The following is an 18,824-nucleotide window of genomic DNA, read 5'->3' as shown; positions in this document are numbered from 1 at the left end:
ACTATCTTGGTCAGACTTATTGACCAAAGCGAACAGACGGACCGTGCCCGCAACGCGTTACCGACATGTGACAATCATCAGGCGAACGCGTTGGACTATTTTCGGAGGATCAACATGAGCGACACGAACTCGATGCGGATCGGCGTCCGCCGTGCGGCGGAAATGGCCGCCGTCTTCATGATCGGCGACGGGGTGCTCGGCGTGCTTCAGCCGAAACGCCATGTCGATCTGTGGCGCTCGGAAGTCCGGACGGTAGACCTGCTGGTCCGGCCCTTTGCCGACCACCCCATGCGCCGCCGCGCCTATGGGCTGATCCAGCTCGCGGCCGGTATCTCACTGGCGGCGGCCTTGCGGCGATAAGGTCGGACGTGCCAAACCCCTGCGCAAATTGAGAATAAGGGGTATTGAATGCGCGTTGGAGTTTGTCTGGTCGCCGCCCTGCTGGCGACCACCGCCCATGCCCAGACGCCCCGCACGGGCTATCACCGCGCGCCGGACGCGATCGCCAAGGCATTGGAAACGCCGCTCACCCCCGCCGTTGCGGTCAGCCCCGACCATCGGACGCTCGCGATCCTGGGGCGCGAGAGCCTTCCTTCCATCGCCAATCTGTCCAAGCCCATCCTGCGGCTTGCCGGCTATCGCATCGACCCCGCGACCAACGGCCAGGCCGAGGTTCGCGTCCAGTGGCTGAACGCGCTGAGCTTCAAGGAAGTGAGCAGCGGACGGACGGTCACGGTCAAGCTGCCAGCGGCCATGCGCTTCGCCGCACCCGACTGGTCGCCGGATGGACGCCGCCTTGCCTTCTATACACAGGATAGCGATGGCCTGTCCCTCTGGGTCGCCGAGCGGGACGGAAGCGCCCGTGCCATCGCGCGCGGGCTGAACGGGACATTCGGCACCCCCTTTGTCTGGACGCCGGATAGCCAGGCGCTGATCGCCTATACCGTGGTCGCCAACCGGGGCGCTGCCCCCGTCGCCGACGCGACCCCGACCGGCCCCATCGTTCAGGAAACCAGCGGGCGCCGTTCCGCCGCGCGGACCTATGAGGATTTGCTGGGCGATGCGCATGACGAGGCGCTGTTCGATTATTATTTCACCGGTCAACTCGTCCGTATCGACCTGAACGGCACCGCCAACCCCATCGGCAGGCCGGGTCTTATCACCGATTTCAGCGTGTCGCCCGATGGCCGCTACCTGCTGACCGAACGATTGAAGCGGCCTTATTCCTATCTCCTGCCCGCCCGCTTCTTCCCGACCGAGATCGCGGTCTCGACGATTGACGGCCAGCCGGTGAAGACGCTGGTCGACCGGCCGCTCGCCGACGACCTGCCGGTCGATTTCGATGCGACCGTCAAGGGCCCGCGCGAGGCCGAATGGCGTGCCGACGCCCCCGCGACCCTGGTCTGGGCCGAAGCGCTGGACGGCGGCAATCCGCGCGTGAAGATCGCCTATCACGACAGGCTGATGATGCAGGCCGCGCCCTTCGCCGCCGAGCCGGTCGAACTGGCCAAGACCCCTGCCCGCTATGCGACGACCTGGTGGGGTGATGACGGCTTCGCGCTGGTCGTGGACCGCGAATGGCGCTCGCGTACCGAACATCGCCTGGCGGTCGCGCCGGGACGGCCGGGCGAAGCACGGACCGTGCTGACCCGCAATTATCAGGATCAATATGGCGATCCTGGCCGCCCGATGCTGGAGGAGAATGACGCCGGCAAGCCGGTGATGCGCTTTACCCCCGGGCATGACGGCGTCTATGTCACCGGCGAAGGCGCCACCAAGGCGGGCGCCTTCCCCTTCCTTGCCAGCCTGCCCGTCAAGGGCGGCGAGCAGAAGCAGCTGTGGAGTGCCAAGGCGCCCTATTACGAAAGCGTCGTCGCACTGCTCGACGAGAAGTCCGGCCGTATCCTGACGCGCCGGGAGAGCGCCAAGCAGCCTCCCAATTACATGATCCGCGGCATAAAGGGCGGCTCGGCAAAGCCGATCACCAGCTTCGCCGACCCCGCCCCCGTCTTCGCGGGCGTGACGCAGCGGACCATCACCTATAACCGTGCCGATGGCCTGCCGCTGTCGGGCTCGCTCTATCTGCCCGCAGGCTATGACGCGAAGCGTGACGGGCCGCTGCCGACGCTGCTCTGGGCCTATCCGGCGGAATATACCGATGCGAAGGTGGCCGGGCAGACGGTGGACCAGGGCAATCGCTTCGTCAGGCCGCGCGGGATCAGCCATTTGTTCCTACTGACCCAGGGCTATGCCGTGCTGGACGACCCCGCCATGCCGATCATCGGCGAAGGCGGGGCGGAGGCCAACGATAGCTATGTCAAACAGCTTCAGGACGATGCGCAGGCCGCCGTCGACGCCGTGGTCAAACTGGGCGTGGCCGACCGGTCGCGCATGGCGGTGGGCGGCCATAGCTATGGCGCGTTCATGACTGCCAATCTGCTGGCGCATACCGACCTGTTCCGCGCCGGGATCGCGCGCTCCGGGGCCTATAACCGCACGCTGACCCCCTTCGGCTTCCAGGCGGAGCAGCGCACCTATTGGCAGGCGACCGACACCTATACGAAGATGAGCCCCTTCACCTATGCCGACCGGATCAAGGCGCCGATCCTGCTGATCCATGGCGGGGCCGACGACAATAGCGGCACCTTCCCGATCCAGTCCGAGCGCATGTACGCGGCGCTGAAGGGCAATGGCGCGACGGTCCGCTATGTCGTCCTGCCCAACGAGCCCCATGGCTATCGTGCACTGGAGTCGACCGAAGAGACATTGTGGCAGATGACCGACTGGCTCGACCGCTACGTCAAGCCGAAACAGCCGGCACCCGCCCAGTAAGCGCCTGCCCCACCTTCTGGATAACGGGAGGTGGGGCTTCAGCTTCGGGTAGGAAGGATTTCCCGCACCAGCTGCCGGGCGGTGTCCGCTATCACGCCGCCCGTGCCGGGATCGCCCTTTGCGGCGAAGGACATGAACGCCTTGGCCTGCTCCAGCGTGATATGCGGGGGCAAGGGGGCGACGTCCGGATCGGTCCTGACCTCCAGGATCACCGGCCGATCCGCCGCAAGCGCCCTGTCCCATGCCGCCCCAAGCTGTTCGGGATCGTCCACGAAGATGCCGGTCAGGCCGATCAGTTCGGCGAACTTGGCATAGGGCACATCGGGCAGGTCCTGCGTCGTCTCGAAACGCGGATTGCCCTCCATGATCCGCTGTTCCCACGTCACCTCGTTAAGGTCGCGATTGTTGAAGACGCAGACGATGAGGCGGGGATCGGACCAGCGTTGCCAATATTTTTGAACGGTGATCATTTCCGCCAGATTGTTCATTTGCATCGCACCGTCACCGACCAGTGCCACCACCGGGCGATCGGGATGCGCGAACTTCGCGGCGATCGCATAGGGAACCGCCGCCCCCATCGAGGCCAGCCCGCCCGATAGCGACGACCGCTGCCCCTTCTTCACCCGGTAATCGCGCGCATACCAGTTGGCGCAGGAACCGGAGTCCGAGGTGACGATGGCGTTATCGGGCAGGCGTGGCGACATCTCCCACACGACCCGCTGCGGATTGACGGGATTGGCGGTGGCCTGTGCCCGCGCATCGATCGTCTCATACCAGTCGCGTACCCCGGCCATGATCTGATCCTGCCAGTCGCGCTCGCTCTTGCGGGTGACGAGCGGGATCAGCGCGCGCAGCGTTTCCGCCGCATCGCCGTGCAGGTTGACCTCGACCGGGTAGCGTAGGCCCAGCATGGCCGGATCGATGTCGATCTGAACCGCCCGGGCCTGTCCGTCCTTCGGCAGATACTCGGCCCAGGGAAAGCCGGTGCCGATCATCAGCAGCGTGTCGCAATCGTCCATCATGTCCGATGACGGCTTGGTGCCCAGCAGGCCGATGGCACCGGTCACGAATGGCAGGTCGTCGGGCAAGACGTCCTTGCCCAGCAACGCCTTCGCCACGCCGCCGCCCAGCAGATCGGCGATGGCGACGACCTCGTCCGCCGCGTCCCGTGCGCCCGCGCCGATCAGGATCGCGACCTTCTTGCCTTTGTTCAATATGCTCGCCGCAGCGGCCAGATCCCGTTCGTGCGGAATGACGCGCGGACGGGAATAGCCGGGGCCGGAGCGGGTGAAACCATGCGCACGGGCGGGTTCCTCCCATGGTTCGTCCTGAACGTCCTTGGGCAGGATCAACGTCGTCACGCCGTTGCGCGCCTTGGCAATGCGGACGCCGCGATCGACCAGATGGCGGATCTGTGCCGGGGCCGCCGCCTCCTGAACGAAGTCCGACACGTCTGCGAACATCCGGTCGAGGTTCAGCTCCTGCTGATAGCTGGCGCCCCGGACCGTCGCTTCGGCCTGTCCCACGATCGCGAGCACGGGCATATGGTCCAGCTTGGCATCGTAAAGCCCGGTGATGAGATGCGTCGCCCCTGGTCCGCCGGTGGACAGGCAGACGCCCATCTCGCCCGTGAATTTGGCATGGGCGACTGCCATGAAGGCCGCCATTTCTTCATGGCGAACCTGAATGAAATCGATCCCCTCCCCGGCCCGTTCGGCCCGTTGAAGCGCACCCAACACGCCGTTGATGCCGTCGCCCGAATAGCCATAGATGCGCGTCACGCCCCATGCCTTGAGCCGTTCGACGAAAAAGTCGCTGCTTTGCCTCGTCATGCCGGTCGTTCCTCAGTCCGTTCGGAAAGAGGACGAAGGGCGCGCCGGCCTGTTCCCAGCTTCGTCCCAGTTCGGCGCGGCTCCCACCCGGTTACTCGAAACACGCCGCTATAATTTGCTGATCGCGAGCCCGATCCCCACCGCCACCGCGCCCACGGCAAGTGCCAGGGCGACGATCATCACGAGTCCGTCGCGCACCATCAGGGCAAGGCCGAAGGTCGCGATCGCCGCCATCGGAGCGGTGGTGGCCAGCGGCAGTAGCTCCAGTGGCGGCACGGTGAACGCTAATATGATGCAGGCGATGGCGGCGATGCGCGGAAAGGCGCCATGGGTCAGCGCGGGCAGGCGACCGTGAAACCACCGGTCCGCCCAGGCAGCCGGTTTCTCAGCCTTCTTCACCGCCTTGCGAACCTTATCGCTGCCGACCGAGCGGCGCATGAGGAAATCCGGAAGCCACAGGTGCTTGCGCCCAAGTGCCAATTGCACCGCGACGAGGATGATGACCACCGCGAGAACGGTCGGCAGTCCGGGGATCGACCCCACGGGCGATATGTCGACCAGCGCGGGGAGCAGCAGGAACGGCCCGAAGGAGCGATTGCCGAACGCCTCGATCACGTCGCCCAGCGACACGCGGTCATGCTGGTCCGCCAGGTCGTCCAAGGTGGAGAGAATGTCTCCGATGCTGCTCGGGCCGTCTGCCATGACGCGCAAACGGCAGGCCGGGGCGCCGGTTCCTCCGCCACATGGCAAATGAACCATAGCCGGTCCCGCCCGTTGCACTTTTATCGGGAAATCAGCGATTTGGCACCGTGCCAGTCCTGCCGCCCCACCGGGAGAGCAAGCATATGGCGCAGTGGACGCTTTCGGACCTGTCGAAGAAGATGGCGAAGCTCGACTTCGCGATGCTCGGGACCACCTCTGCCACCGGGACGATGACGGCGCGCCCGATGAGCAACAACGGCGATGTCGACTATGACGGCGACAGCTATTTCTTCGCTTATGGCAGTTCGCGAAAGGTCGCCGAAATCCGTGCCCGGCCGGAGGTGTCGTTGAGCTATACCGGCGCGGCCGGAATGCTCGGTGGCCCGCCGCTGTTCATCGCGATCGAGGGCCGGGCAACGCTGATCCAGGATCGCGCCCGGTTCGAGGAACATTGGACCAAGGATCTGGACCGTTACTTCCCCGACGGAATCGACACGCCCGACGTAGTGATGATCCAGGTTCACGCCGAGCGCATTCGCTATTGGGATGGCGGCGAAGAGGGCGAAGTCGCCGCCTGACGACAACGCTGTGAACAGGGGTCATGATATGAGCGACATAGAAACCTCCCGCCGCGGCCTGTTGGGCGGTGCGGCTCTGGGTCTTGCGGCGGCCACTGGTCCCGGCGTGGCCCTGGCGCAAGGGTCCGCCGGGGCGCAAACGCCCGCGCCCAGCCTTCGCGATCCGCGCAACGTCTATACGCGCACGCCCTTCCCCGAACAGCGTCAACCCTGGCCCGCGCTTGCCAGCAAGATGACGCCACGGCCCGATCATGGCGAAACAAGCTATCGCGGGTCGAACAAGCTGGTCGGGCGCAAGGCGTTGCTGACCGGCGGCGACAGCGGGATCGGCCGCGCCGCCGCCATTGCCTTCGCGCGCGAAGGGGCCGACGTCGCGATCAACTATCACCCCAGCGAGGAGCCCGACGCCCGTGAAGTCGCCGACCTGATCCGTCAGGCCGGACGAAAGGCGGTGCTGCTGCCCGCCGACATTCGCAGCCAAAAGGCGTGCGAGGATACGGTACGCAAGGCAATCGCGCAGCTTGGCGGCCTCGACCTGTTGGTCAACAACGCGGCCTATCAGCAGTCCAAGGCCGATATTTCCGAGATCAGCGACGAACAATTCGTCCGCACCTACGAAACCAACGTGTTCCACGTATTCCGTTTTTCCAAGGCGGCGATCCCCGCGATGCCGCCTGGGTCGGTGATCATCAACACCATCTCGCAAAACTCCTATGACCCTGGCGAAGATCTGATCGACTATGCCTCGACCAAGGCGGCGATCCAGAATTTGACGCGCGGCATGGCCAAGCAGCTCGCCAAGAAGGGCATCAGGGTCAACGCGGTCTCGCCCGGTCCGATCTGGACCCCGCTTCAGGTCGCGGGGGGACAGCTTCCCGGCAAGATGCACGAATTCGGTCAGGATACGCCATTGGGGCGTGCCGGGCAGCCCGCCGAACTGGCGGCGCTATATGTCGCGCTGGCGTCAGGCGAAACCACCTATTCGACCGGCACCGCCGTCGGTGCGCATGGCGGGGGCGGTTTTCCGTAAGGGCCGCGCCCGCGCTAAGGCCCTAGTCCAGCCCCGTCATGGCAAGCGTGGCGAAGCTGGCCAGCCAGTGCTCCCCCATATAGTCGCCTGCCACCGCATGAAGCGCGGCGTCGATATGGCGGGCGGCGCTGTCCTTGAGCAGTCCGGCCGCGGGCTCGGGCAACTCCGGCGCAAGGCCACGCATCGTCCAGGCCCGGCTGAGGTTCAGGCCGTCGAGATGCGCGATCTGCCCATCGCTGCGATCGCTGACCCGCGCCGGGGTGAACAGCGCCTCGGGCTGCCCTTCACCCAGATCGGGTAGAAAGGCGGCGAACCATGAGGCGAATTCCTGTCGAGGCAGCAGGGCGCGCATCGCGAACGCCTCGATCAGCACGGGCGACAGGAAGTCCTGACCGCTGGGCTCCCAGGCCTGGGCGGCACGATCCCGACCGAACCACGCCCTGGCCCGCTCCGTCATCAGACTGCGAAGTGCCTCGTCCCCCGTGACCCGCGCATAACGGTCGATCAGGACCAGTGCGAAGGCGGTGTTGGCATGGGACCCGACGCGTACCGGATAGGTCAGCATCGGCAGATAGTCGCGCCAGCGGGCGGCAAAGGCTTCGGCCAGCGGGCGAAGCGTCGCGGCATAGGGGCTGTCCGAGACCGTCAGTTCGCTCGCCAGCATCAGCAACCACGCCCAGCCATAAGGCCGCTCGAACCCACGCGCATCCGGTCGGTCGAGATAGGCGCGCTCGGCGCCTACCTTCTCGGCGGTGAAGGCCTCGGCGAACAACGCGTCGATCGCTGCGATTTCGGCGATGGCGGGGTACAGGCGACGGATACGCGCCAGCAGCCAATATCCATGGACGCAGCTATGCCAGTCGAAGCTGCCATAGAAGATGGGATGGACGAGACGCGGGATATAGCGGTCGTCATCGCCGACATAGACGTGATCCGCCTTATGCGGATATTCGCGCGTCACATGGCCTAGCGCGATGCGTGCGAAGCGGGCGGCGAGTTCGGGGGTCATGTCATCCTTCCAGCAAAGCCGCAGGCGGCCAGCACCGCGATATTGAAGACCAGCAGCAGGAGCGCGGTCGGCCATTGCACCCGGATCACTCCGAACCTGTCACGCAGTTCCAGGATCGCGGCGGGCACGATGTTGAAGTTCGCCGCCATCGGCGTCATCAACGTCCCGCAAAATCCCGACAACATGCCCAAAGCCGCAACGGCGGCGGGATCGCCCCCGAATCGCTGGATGACGATCGGCAACCCGATCCCGGCGGTCATAATCGGGAAGGCGGCAAAGGCGTTGCCCATCACCATGGTGAACAGCGCCATGCCTACGCAATAGGCGATGGTCGCGGCCATCGGCGTGTCGAGCGCGACCACGCTGGTCACGCCGTCGGCCACGACCTTGCCGACCCCGGCCACGGCGAACACGCCGCCCAGCGCCGCCAGCATCTGCGGCAGGACCATGGCCCAGCCGACCGCATCCGACAGCCTCCGCGCCTCCGTCGCCGGCGCAGAGGCGGTTGGCCTAGTCAGCCGGATGGCAAGGATCAGGGCGACGAGTGCACCGACCGCCAGAGCCACCAGAGATACCTGTTTCGGATCGATCAGCGCGAACCCGGCAATCCGGCCATCCGGGATCGACAGCGTCCCCGCCAGGGTCACGAACGGCAAGGCAAGGGCGGGCACGAACAGCCACAGGCCCGAACGAACCGGCGCCGCCGCTCCTTTCGCGGCCACGGGGGATGGACGCAGCCCCCAGGTCGCGAGACCGACCATGACCAGCACGAAGCACCCGTTCAACAGGTCGGGCAGCCAGGGCCCCGCCCCCAGCAGGATCGCGAACAGCCCCCAGAAACCGGCATTGCGCCACCGGGTCGCCTCGCCCCGATCCAGCACATGATGGATCGCCACCGTCGCAGGCAGCGTCGCCGCCGCAATGCCCAACGCGTCGAGCCCGATCATCCGCGCCGCGCCTTCAGCCGCCGGTCGAGCAACACCAGGCGGACACCATGGATCAGCAGCGCCGCGATCGCGCTCGGGATCGCCCATAGCGCGACGTGTAGCGGCGCGACGACGATCCCCTCCTGCTCCAGGATCGCGCGGATCAGCAGGATCGATCCGATCGCGATGAACACATCCTCGCCGAAGAACACGCCGATATTGTCGACCGCGGCGGCATGGGCACGGATATGGTCGCGGGTATCGGGGTCGAGCAAAGTTCCATCGCGTTCCTCCGCCCCTTCCGCCATCGGCGCGATGATCGGCCGCACCATCTGCACATGCCCGCCCAGCGAGGTCAGGCCCAGCGCGGCGGTGATCTGGCGCAGCATGAAATAGCCGATCAGCACGCGCCCGGTCGTCGCCCCGCGCAGCCTTCGCACGATGTCGCGCGCCCGCTCCCGCAGCCCTGCCCGCTCAAGCAGCCCGATCGTCGGCAGCGCGAGCCAGGCGACCGCCATGAAGCGGCTCGACACGAACGCCTTGCCGATCATCGCGATTACCTCGACCGGACCGAAACCCGCGGCCGCCGCACTGGCAAAAGCCGCGACGGTGACGACCAGCAAGGGGTTCACGCCCAGCGCAAAACCGATGATGATGATCGCGATACCCGACAGGACCAGCATGTCGGCGCGTCCTACAGCGTCGCGGCGGCGCGCGCCGCCTGGTTATACTGGCCCGACAGGCGCCGCAGCAGATCGGCGGCCTCCGACAGGGCGGCCGCATCGGGGCCATCGGCCTCGACCGCCTTGGACAAGATGCGCTCGCGAATGTCGCGATAGCCCGCACAAAATTCTCGCCCCGCCTCGGTCGCGACGAGAAGCTTTTCCTTGCCCTCCCGCCGCGTCGCGATCAGCCCTGCCTTTTCCAGCTTGCGCACGGCATAGGTGACGAGATGCGTGTCCTCGATGTCGAGGACCAGGGCGATGTCCGCGATCCGTTTGGGCCGGTCGCGATGGCGGACGGTGTGGAGGATCAGGACCTCGATCGGGGTCAGCGACAATCCGGTCGCGGCGGCACAGCGCGACATCCAGCGCTGATAGGCCGCCGCCGCCAGGGTCAGGCTGAACTCCAGTTCCGACAGCGCCGGTGCCGAGCCGTCGGCGAGATGCGCCGAGGAAACGATCGCGCGCCTGCCAGTCGTCATACGGCCCTCCTTAGTGCTGGGGAGGATCGCGGTAGCGCATCCCACTGTCAATATGATACATACGATTCATCGATAATTTAGACACAAGGTGTTGGCGATGGTGCGCTGGTCGTTCTGGGTCGATCGTGGGGGGACCTTCACCGACATCGTCGCGCGTGCGCCGGACGGGACGCTGACCACCGCCAAGCTGCTCAGCGAAAACCCGGAACGCTATGCCGACGCCGCCGTGGCGGGCATCCGCCAACTCCTCGGCCTGTCCGATGACGCCCCCTTGCCCGCCCATTCCGTCGCGGAGGTCAAGATGGGCACCACCGTCGCGACCAACGCCCTGCTGGAACGCAAGGGGACGCGCACGCTGCTCGTGGTCGATCGGGGCTTTGCCGACCTGCTCGCTATCGGCAACCAGGCGCGCCCGCGTCTGTTCGATCTGGCCATCCGCCTGCCCCGGCCGCTTTATGATGGCGTGATCGAAATTGGCGGCCGGATCGATCGGGACGGCCGGACGGTGACGCCGTTGGACGAAGCGGAGGTCGCCGCGCTGCTCGCCGCCAGGCATGATGAAGGCTATGAGGCGGTCGCCATCGCCCTCACCCATGCCTGGGCCCACCCTGCCGCCGAGCAACGCGTGGCCGCCCTCGCCCGTACCGCCGGCTTTGCGCAGGTTTCGGCCAGCCATGCGGTCAGTCCGCTGATCGGTCTGGTGGCACGCGGGCGGACGAGCGTGGTCGATGCCTATTTGTCGCCCGTCCTGCGCCGCTATGTCGACCGGGTCGCGAACGCGCTGGACGGCGTGCCGCTGCACTTCATGCAGTCGAACGGCGGACTGGCAGAGGCATCGGTGTTTCAGGGCAAGGACGCGATCCTGTCCGGCCCGGCGGGGGGCGTGGTGGCAGCGGCACGAACGGCGGAAGGCGCCGGGATCGAGCGGGTGATCGGGTTCGACATGGGCGGCACCTCGACCGATGTCGCGCTCTATGCCGGACGGTTCGAGCGGGTGCTGGATGCTGAGATCGCCGGGGTGGAAATGCGCGTGCCGATGATGGCGATCGAGACCGTCGCGGCGGGGGGCGGGTCGATCCTCCATTATGACGGCGCCCGCTTCCGGGTCGGCCCCGACAGCGCCGGCGCCAATCCCGGCCCCGCCTGTTACCGACGCGGTGGCCCCCTGACCGTCACCGATGCCAATGTTCTGGTCGGCAAGATCCAGCCCGATCACTTCCCCGCCGTGTTCGGGCCGAACGGCGATCAGCGCCTCGATCCCGAGGCATCGGCACGCGGCTTTAGCGAGCTGGCCGTCGCGACCGGCATGGACGATCCGCGCCGGGTGGCCGAGGGCTTTTTGGAGGTGGCGGTCGCGCATATGGCGGCGGCGATCAAACGCGTCGCGCTGGAGCGGGGTGAGGACGTCACCAGCTTCGCCTTGCAATGTTTCGGGGGGGCGGGCGGCCAGCATGCCTGTCGCGTCGCCGAACTGCTGGGGATGAGCCGGGTGCTGATCCATCCATTGGCGGGCGTGCTGTCGGCTTATGGGATGGGCTTGGCCGACCGGGTCGCGATCCGACAGCGGTCGGTCGAGCGACCTTTGGGAGAGCCCCTGGACGCGGTCGCCGCTGAACTGGGAGACGCAGCCGCCGCCGAGGTCGGCGCCGGCGCACGGCGGGTCGCCACCGCCAATCTGCGCTATGCCGGCACCGATACCGCGTTGGGCGTCGACTTGGCCGATCCAGCGACGATGCGCACCGCCTTTGAGGCGGCGCACCGCGCGCGATTCGGCTTCATCAGTCCCGATCGCGCCATCATGATCGAAACACTGGTGGTCGAGGCGATCCTGCCCGGCGAGCCCGTCTCGCCCCCGCCGCTGCCGCCTCGCGAGGGGCCGATGACTGCCCCGCTTGCCGTGGCGAAGGTCTGGACCGGCGGGGCCGAGCACGAAACCCCGATCCATGATCGCACGCAACTGCGGTCCGGCGACCGCATCACCGGCCCCGCGCTGATCCGCGAGGCGATCGCGACGACCATGGTGGAGCCGGACTGGGCGCTCGAAGTCGGCTCGGGCGGGGAATTGTTGCTGACCCATGACGGCGCAACCGCTGGGACCGCGTCCGATCCGGCGATCGTCGATCCGGTTCGGCTGGAACTGTTCAACACCCAGTTCATGGGCATTGCCGAGCGGATGGGGGTCGTCCTCCGCAACACCTCGGTCAGCGTCAATATGAAGGAGCGGCTGGACTTTTCCTGTGCGCTGTTCGACGCCTCGGGCTGTCTGATCGCCAACGCCCCACATGTGCCCGTCCATCTGGGCGCGATGGGCGAGAGCGTGCGCGCGGTGCTCGCCAGTCGCGGTGCGACGCTCAAGCCCGGCGATGCGGTGGCGCTCAATAATCCGTTCAACGGCGGCACCCATCTTCCCGACGTAACCGTCATATCGCCGGTCTTCGGCGAAGACGGCACCCTTCGCTTCTTCGTGGCCAATCGCGGCCATCACGCCGATATCGGCGGGTTGACGCCGGGATCGACCCCGCCCCATTCCCGGACGCTGGAGGACGAGGGGGTGGTCATCGACGACTTCCTGCTGGTCGATGGCGGCGAATTGCGGGAGCAGGCGTTCCGCGACCTGCTCGACCAAGCCCGCTATCCGGCACGCAGCCCGGATACCAATATCGCCGACATCAAGGCACAGCTCGCCGCCAACGCCACCGGCATTGCGGAGTTGAACGCGATGGTCGCGACGCAGGGCTGGCCCATGGTCCGCGCCTATATGGGCCATGTCATGGCGCATGCCGAGGAGAGCATTCGCCAGGTGTTGAGCCGTCTGCGGGACGGGGCGTTCGACTATGCGATGGACGACGGCACGCCGTTGAAGGTGAAGGTCCGCATCGACCACTCCGTGCGGGCCGCCACGATCGACTTCACCGGCACCGGTCCCGCCAGCACGGGCAATTTCAACGCGCCGCCCGCCGTCACGCGCGCGGTGGTGCTCTATGCCTTTCGTTGCCTGGTGGGGACGGATCTGCCGCTCAACGAAGGCTGCCTCGCACCGCTGACGATCGTCATTCCCGACGGGTCCTTCCTGTCGCCACCGCCCGGCAGTGCGGTCGTCGCGGGCAATACAGAGGTCAGCCAGGCGGTTTGCAACGCATTATTGGGAGCTCTGGGCGCGTCCGCCGCTGCGCAAGGGACGATGAACAACTTCCTGTTCGGCAATGCCCGCCACCAATATTACGAGACCATTTGCGGCGGCGCCGGCGCCGGGCCCGATTTCGACGGTGCCTCCGCCGTGCATACGCATATGACCAACACGCGGATCACCGATCCCGAGATATTGGAACTCCGCTATCCCGTTCGGCTCGACCGCTTCGCCATCCGGCGCGGATCGGGGGGCGACGGGCGACATCGTGGCGGCGACGGCGCGATCCGGGCGATCACCGCGCTGGAGCCGATGACCGCAACGCTCGTCGCCTCGCGCCGCACCATCGCGCCCTTCGGCCTTGAGGGCGGCGCAAACGGCGCGGCTGGCACCCAGCATGTCGAGCGCGCCGATGGCCGCCGCGAGCCGATGACGGGGACCGATCAGGTCGAGCTTAAACCAGGCGACCGGATCGTGATCGAGACCCCGGGGGGCGGCGGCTATGGCCCGGCCCGGGGGTGATCGATCCCGCTAGTCGTGACGCAGCGCCCAGGCCGGGGTGGCTCGGCTGGCGCGCAGGGCCTGGCCGGACACCGTGGCTCCGGCGATGACAAGCGCGATGAGGCTGGCTCCGACGAAATAAAGCGGCGACAAGGCAATGCGATCGTCGAACCCCGCCAACCATGTCTGCATAGCAAGGAATGCCAGCGGCCAGGCGATCAGGTTCGCGACCAGCACCGGGCGCAGGAACTGTCCGACAAGCAGCCTTACGATGTCGGTGGACGATGCCCCCAAGGTCTTGCGGATGCCGATCTCCCTCACCCGCCGCGCGGTGTTGAACGAGGCGAGACCCCACAGCCCCACGCATCCGATCAGCACCGCGAGCCCCGCCCCAATCCCGAACAGGCGGGTGGCACGATCGTCCGCTTCATAATAGCGCTCGAGGTTTTGTCCGACGGTCTTGGCTTCGAACGGTACAGCGGGCGCGACCTGACGCCAGACGGTGCGCACCGCATTCATCGTCGTGACCGGATCGCCATCGACGCGCAGGACCGTGCGCCAACTCAAGGGGCGAGGAGTATAATAATAAAGGGTCGGGTTGACCGGATCGCGCGGGCCAAAGAAGCGGGCATTCTCGACCACGCCGATGACCGTGCGCGGTCCATCCGCTCCGCCAAAGGTTCGACCGAGCGCAGCCTCGGGCGTGGGGAAACCCAATGCTTCGGCGGCGCGCCGATTGATCACCACATTGGTTGGGCGCTTCCAGTCGCCGCTGCTGAAATCGTCCATGCGGTGGCGATCATCGAACACGCGCCCGACGAGCAACCGAATGCCCGAAACATCGAAGAATTGCGGGCCCACGTAAAACCACTGGAGCGAGGGCCCCTCCCCCGATCGTCCTGGGACGGCGAAGGGAGCGCTGTTACCATTGCTGAGGCCCGGCACCGCCTCCGATCCGGACACTGCATGGACGCCCGGCACCGCGCGGACCCGTTCCAGAAAGGCAGTACGCTGACTGTTGTCCAGGGCGGGTTCCGCCGTCGACATGACGAGGATCAGGCCATCGCGACGGAAACCGGGATCGGCATTGCGGACATGCCGGGTCTGCGCAATCAGAACGGCCGTCCCGATGATGAAGGCCGTGGCGAGTGCGAATTGAAGCACCACAAGTCCCTCGCGCAACCGGGTACCCGCTCGCCCGCCGCCTGGGGACTTGGCCGAGGCCAGGACGGCGGCAGCAGAGTATCTCGAGAGGAGCAACGCGGGATAAATTCCCGCCAACAGTCCGACGAGCAGCACCAGCAACGCCAGCGTCGGCACCACCACAGCGTAAGGGATTGTGAGTGCCAGTCCGCCAGCCGCATTGACGAAGGGCAAGCCGACTTCCGCCAGCATTCCCCCCACCAGCGCTGCGATCGCAACGGTCAGTATGGCTTCGCCCAGAAACTGACGGATCAGCGCGCCTCTGTTCGCCCCCAGTACCTTTCGCATCGCCACCTCCCGCGCGCGCAACCCCGAACGGGCGGTGGCGAGATTCACGTAGTTTATGATGGCGATCAGCAGGGTCAGCACGCCGACCAGTCCCAACGTCACCATCGTCAGCTTGCGCCCCGGCGTTTGAAGATGCCAATCGGTGATGGGCAGCAGCTGCAAACGGAATATCGCCAGCGCATCGCCCAGATCCTTTGCCCCGCGACGCTTGACGAAGCCCGGGAGGCGCCGCGTAAAATCCTCCGCAGCGGCGGGCGTGTCGAATCGAAGGAAAGTCTGAACGCGCTCGCTTCCCCAATGATACCAATATTGATCTTTCGGATCGGCTGGCATCCGACCTAGCAAGGTGAAATCCATGACGCTGGCCTTGGGCAGGTCGCGGAAGATTCCCGCCACGCGGTATACCGAAGTCGTCCCCCCGACGTTCATAATCAGCGGTCGACCGATAGCATGACCATCCGGGAAATATTTCCGCGCCATCGTCTCGCTCAACAGGACGTTGGTCGGGTCACGCAAAGCCGCGCGTCCATCGCCCGCCACCATCGGCAATCGGAATAGATCAAGGAAGTTGATATCGGCATAGGCGAAGCCTTCCGCCGTTCCGACGCCATCGCGTATCACGTTCGCCCCCATCCAGCGCATCCGGGTCGCGACCGTTCCGGGAAAATCCTCGCGGATCTGGTCGATCAGCCCGCCCATGGTCGTATCGCTGGCGCCGTTAGAGGGGCTACCGGGACGATCCCAATATTCCTCGACCAGATAGAGTTTGGCATGGTCGGGCACCCATCGCTCAAAACTCGTCTCGAACCGAACATAGAGGCCCAGCACCAGGAACACCGCAATCCCCACCGCGAGACCGCCGATGTTGAGCGCAGTATAGAGTTTTTGGCGGGTCAGCGAACGATAGAGCGACAGAAGCGCAAAGCTGTTCATGCGGGGCGTCTTCCTTCTTCGGTCGCGCGCTGAGTGCTGCCAATATGCGGAGACCCATATCGGTTAGGCTGCACTTGCGCGGATCGCCTGTTCGGTCATCATGGTCCGACTGTCCCTGTCCAGCGGTGGAAATACCAACGCGTTATGATTAAAGACTTATATTCAACGGACCGTCCGGACGGCGGAGCAGGTTCGAACAATATGTCCGCCGATGGACAGTCGCCGGACGTGTCAACCGTGTGGAATATCCTGTTGATCGAGGACGATCCGGTCGTTGCGAGAACCACGGATATCCTGTTTCGGCTGGCCGGACACCAGATCGACATCGCGGGCGGCCCTGATGAAGCTTATTCGCGGCTCGCGCGGCGGCGCTATGACGCGATCCTGCTCGATATGAACTTCACCGCCGGCCGTTCCAATGGCGAGGAAGGACTGGCCTGTATCGCGCGGATCATGGCCGACGATCCAGGGACCCGTATCATCGTCATCACCGCACATAGCGGCATCCGCATCGCCGTCGCAGCGATGCAGGCGGGTGCGCGCGACTTCCTGATGAAGCCGTGGCGCAAGGACGATCTCCTCGCCAAATGCGCTGCCGTCATCGGCCAGCGCTCGGCCGGGGGAAGAATCTCTCCACCCCGCGCCGGTGGCAGTGGCGGCGGCAATATCCTGCTGGGCGACTCCCCCGCGATCAACGCGGTACGGGCGATGATCCACCGGGTCGGCCCGACCGTCGCCAATATCTGCGTCACCGGACGGTCGGGATCGGGCCGGACGCTGGCGGCGATGGCGGTCCATGCCGCATCGGGTGATGCGGCGATGCCGCCGGTTCGCATCGATCTGCGCGACGCGGATCAGTGGCGGTTGCTCGACGATGCGCACCGCACCGTGTTTCTGCGGCATCCCGATCGGCTCGATATGGTGGCGCAGGCGCGCCTGCTCGATCGGCTGTTGCCGGGGTTGCGCTGTATCAGCATGGCGGACGACCTAGCATCGCTTTCGCCCGCACTGCGCCGGCGCCTGTGCACCCTGGAGATCGCGGTGCCACCGCTATCCGCACGGCGCGAGGATGCGGTGATCCTCGCCCGGCACTTCGCGCAAATCGCTGGGGAAAGCTATGGTCGTGCCGCCGCCCGGTTGACGCCCGCCGCCGAGGCGATCGTCACCGCGACCGATTGGCCCGACGAGGTGCGCGGTCTGGCCGCGGCGATCGAACGGGCGGTGTTGCTGTCCGATGACGGAATGGTGGACGCGGCGGCGATCCGACCCGCGATGACCGCCTCGGTCGCCGCCGAGCCGGGGGGCGCCGCGCCCTTCCGTCTGGACGATGCGGAAAAACTGATGATCGTCGCCGCGCTGAAGGAGCATCGTCACAATGTCTCGCGCGCCGCCGCCGCACTGGGGATCAGTCGGGGCACCCTTTACCGGCGCATGGCGCAACATGGGCTCTAGGGCCGAGCGGTCGTCGGTCGGGATCGGCCTGTCGCTCGCAATCGCCGGAGCCGTCATCGCACTGGCCTGGGCCCATGGCCTGTGGCTGGCGATGACCGGCGGGGTGCTGACCCTGGGCTGCTTGCTGCTGTTGAACCTGTCGAGGGTGCGACGTCCCATGGTCGTGCCCCCCGCCCCCATGATCGTGGACGAGCGCGAGGGGGCGGTTCACCGGATGTTACTCGATGCTTCCCCCACGCCGCTGCTGTCGATCGACGGCGCGGCGGTGCGGGCCCTCAACCGGGCCGCCCGACGCCTGTTCGATACGGATGACCGGGTTCTTCCGCCCCCGGGCGCGCTTTTGGACGGGCAAGCCTCGCACCTTCGTCACGCCGGTCGTGCGTGGCGCGCCGACCGTGTCGATGTCGGCGCGCAATCGGTGGTCGCGCTGATCGACGTGGAGAGCGAGGAGCAGACCGCCGAGGCAAGGGCCAGCGCGGAGATGATCCAGGTGCTGGGCCATGAGATGCTCAACGGTTTGGTCCCCATCGTCTCGCTGGCGGAATGCGGGATCGCTGCGGCGGAGACGATGGACAGCGACCCGACGCTGTTACCCGAAATCCTGACGACCCTCGCTCGCCGGGCGGAGGGTTTGCAACGCTTCACCCAGGCCTATCGATCGCTCGCCCGCCTGCCCCCGCCGCTGAAACAGCCGATATGCATCAACGAGTTGATCGACGACCTGGCGCGGTTGTTCGCCAGCCGCTGGCCCGACGCCGTCCTCGCGATCGCGCTGCCGCCGGGCCTGCATGCCGCCGTCGATCGCGACCAGCTCAACCAGGCGATCTGGGCGCTGTTGCAGAACGCGGTCGAGGCGACCGACGCGGCAGGAGTCGCAACGCCCCATATGACGATCGCGGGCGACTGTCGCGAAGGCGCACTGATCATCGACGTCAGCGACAACGGCCCGGGCATAGCGCCGGAACAGGCCAGCGTGATCTTTCGCCCCTTTGCGACCACCAAGTCGACTGGAACCGGCATCGGCCTGACCCTCGCCCGGCAAATCGCACAGGGGCATGGCGGTACGCTCGATCTGCTGGCAGCGGTGCCCGCGACCTTTCGCCTGCGCCTGCCGGGCGGAAGCACCTATCCGGCGGATTGATCCGGCAACGCCCTACCCCTCGCGACGACAGGTGTTCGCGACCACCATCTTGCCATATGGGCGGGT

General features: G+C 66.3%; 14 protein-coding genes. 7 read left to right on the top strand and 7 right to left on the bottom strand.

The window, feature by feature from the left end; genetic code table 11:
• Positions 1–114: 114 nt before the first annotated feature.
• Together NZL82_RS16235 and NZL82_RS16230 are read left to right on the top strand one after the other, a co-directional pair.
• The gene (locus NZL82_RS16235) at positions 115–360 is read left to right on the top strand and encodes a hypothetical protein (protein WP_261270792.1); all 246 of its coding nucleotides are present in this window, start codon (positions 115–117) and stop codon (positions 358–360) included.
• A gap of 48 nt (positions 361–408) precedes the next feature.
• Positions 409–2,832 (top strand): S9 family peptidase, encoded by a 2,424-nt coding sequence (locus NZL82_RS16230; RefSeq protein ID WP_261270791.1) that lies wholly within the window; start codon positions 409–411, stop codon positions 2,830–2,832.
• Positions 2,833–2,870: 38 nt separating this feature from the next.
• Here the strand turns inward: NZL82_RS16230 and NZL82_RS16225 are convergent, their stop codons facing one another.
• The gene (locus NZL82_RS16225) at positions 2,871–4,664 is read right to left on the bottom strand and encodes a thiamine pyrophosphate-requiring protein (RefSeq protein WP_261270790.1); all 1,794 of its coding nucleotides are present in this window, start codon (positions 4,662–4,664) and stop codon (positions 2,871–2,873) included.
• Between the two features lie 108 nt (positions 4,665–4,772).
• On the bottom strand, positions 4,773–5,366 hold the full coding sequence (locus NZL82_RS16220; protein ID WP_261270789.1) for an exopolysaccharide biosynthesis protein: 594 nt from the start codon (positions 5,364–5,366) through the stop codon (positions 4,773–4,775).
• Positions 5,367–5,509: 143 nt separating this feature from the next.
• Here NZL82_RS16220 and NZL82_RS16215 point away from each other — a divergent pair, with 143 nt between their 5' ends.
• Positions 5,510–5,944: a pyridoxamine 5'-phosphate oxidase family protein gene (locus tag NZL82_RS16215; protein ID WP_261270788.1), complete on the top strand. Its 435-nt coding sequence runs from the start codon at positions 5,510–5,512 to the stop codon at positions 5,942–5,944.
• A gap of 28 nt (positions 5,945–5,972) precedes the next feature.
• Positions 5,973–6,974, top strand: a complete 1,002-nt coding sequence (locus NZL82_RS16210) for an SDR family oxidoreductase (protein ID WP_314732896.1) — start codon at positions 5,973–5,975, stop codon at positions 6,972–6,974.
• Between the two features lie 22 nt (positions 6,975–6,996).
• Here the strand turns inward: NZL82_RS16210 and NZL82_RS16205 are convergent, their stop codons facing one another.
• From NZL82_RS16205 to NZL82_RS16190, 4 genes are read right to left on the bottom strand one after another with little or no spacing between them, the layout of a single operon-like run.
• Entirely contained in the window at positions 6,997–7,983 is a 987-nt protein-coding gene (locus tag NZL82_RS16205; RefSeq protein ID WP_261270787.1) for a DUF2891 domain-containing protein, read from the bottom strand.
• Positions 7,980–8,930, bottom strand: a complete 951-nt coding sequence (locus NZL82_RS16200; RefSeq protein ID WP_261270786.1) for a DUF979 domain-containing protein — start codon at positions 8,928–8,930, stop codon at positions 7,980–7,982. Before NZL82_RS16200 ends, NZL82_RS16205 begins: the two co-directional genes overlap by 4 nt.
• Positions 8,927–9,592, bottom strand: coding sequence for a DUF969 domain-containing protein (locus NZL82_RS16195; protein WP_261270785.1), 666 nt, complete (start codon positions 9,590–9,592; stop codon positions 8,927–8,929). The genes NZL82_RS16200 and NZL82_RS16195 overlap by 4 nt, the downstream gene beginning before the upstream one ends.
• An 11-nt stretch (positions 9,593–9,603) precedes the next feature.
• Positions 9,604–10,113: a winged helix DNA-binding protein gene (locus tag NZL82_RS16190; protein WP_261270784.1), complete on the bottom strand. Its 510-nt coding sequence runs from the start codon at positions 10,111–10,113 to the stop codon at positions 9,604–9,606.
• Positions 10,114–10,210: 97 nt separating this feature from the next.
• Here NZL82_RS16190 and NZL82_RS16185 point away from each other — a divergent pair, with 97 nt between their 5' ends.
• Positions 10,211–13,762, top strand: a complete 3,552-nt coding sequence (locus tag NZL82_RS16185; RefSeq protein ID WP_261270783.1) for a hydantoinase B/oxoprolinase family protein — start codon at positions 10,211–10,213, stop codon at positions 13,760–13,762.
• Between the two features lie 9 nt (positions 13,763–13,771).
• On the opposite strand, the gene NZL82_RS16180 is transcribed toward NZL82_RS16185, so the two are convergent.
• Entirely contained in the window at positions 13,772–16,165 is a 2,394-nt protein-coding gene (locus NZL82_RS16180) for an ABC transporter permease (RefSeq protein WP_261270782.1), read from the bottom strand.
• A 201-nt stretch (positions 16,166–16,366) separates the two neighbouring features.
• Here NZL82_RS16180 and NZL82_RS16175 point away from each other — a divergent pair, with 201 nt between their 5' ends.
• Both NZL82_RS16175 and NZL82_RS16170 read left to right on the top strand, forming a co-directional pair.
• Entirely contained in the window at positions 16,367–17,617 is a 1,251-nt protein-coding gene (locus tag NZL82_RS16175; RefSeq protein WP_261270781.1) for a sigma-54 dependent transcriptional regulator, read from the top strand.
• Entirely contained in the window at positions 17,607–18,758 is a 1,152-nt protein-coding gene (locus NZL82_RS16170) for a PAS domain-containing sensor histidine kinase (protein ID WP_261270780.1), read from the top strand. The genes NZL82_RS16175 and NZL82_RS16170 overlap by 11 nt, the downstream gene beginning before the upstream one ends.
• The last annotated feature ends 66 nt before the right edge of the window (positions 18,759–18,824 follow it).

The sequence above is a fragment of the Sphingomonas sp. LC-1 genome (assembly GCF_025371035.1).
Lineage (GTDB): Bacteria > Pseudomonadota > Alphaproteobacteria > Sphingomonadales > Sphingomonadaceae > Sphingomonas > Sphingomonas sanguinis_E.
The sequence above is the reverse complement of the archived record's forward strand: the minus strand, read 5'-3'. Positions and strand labels throughout refer to the sequence as shown.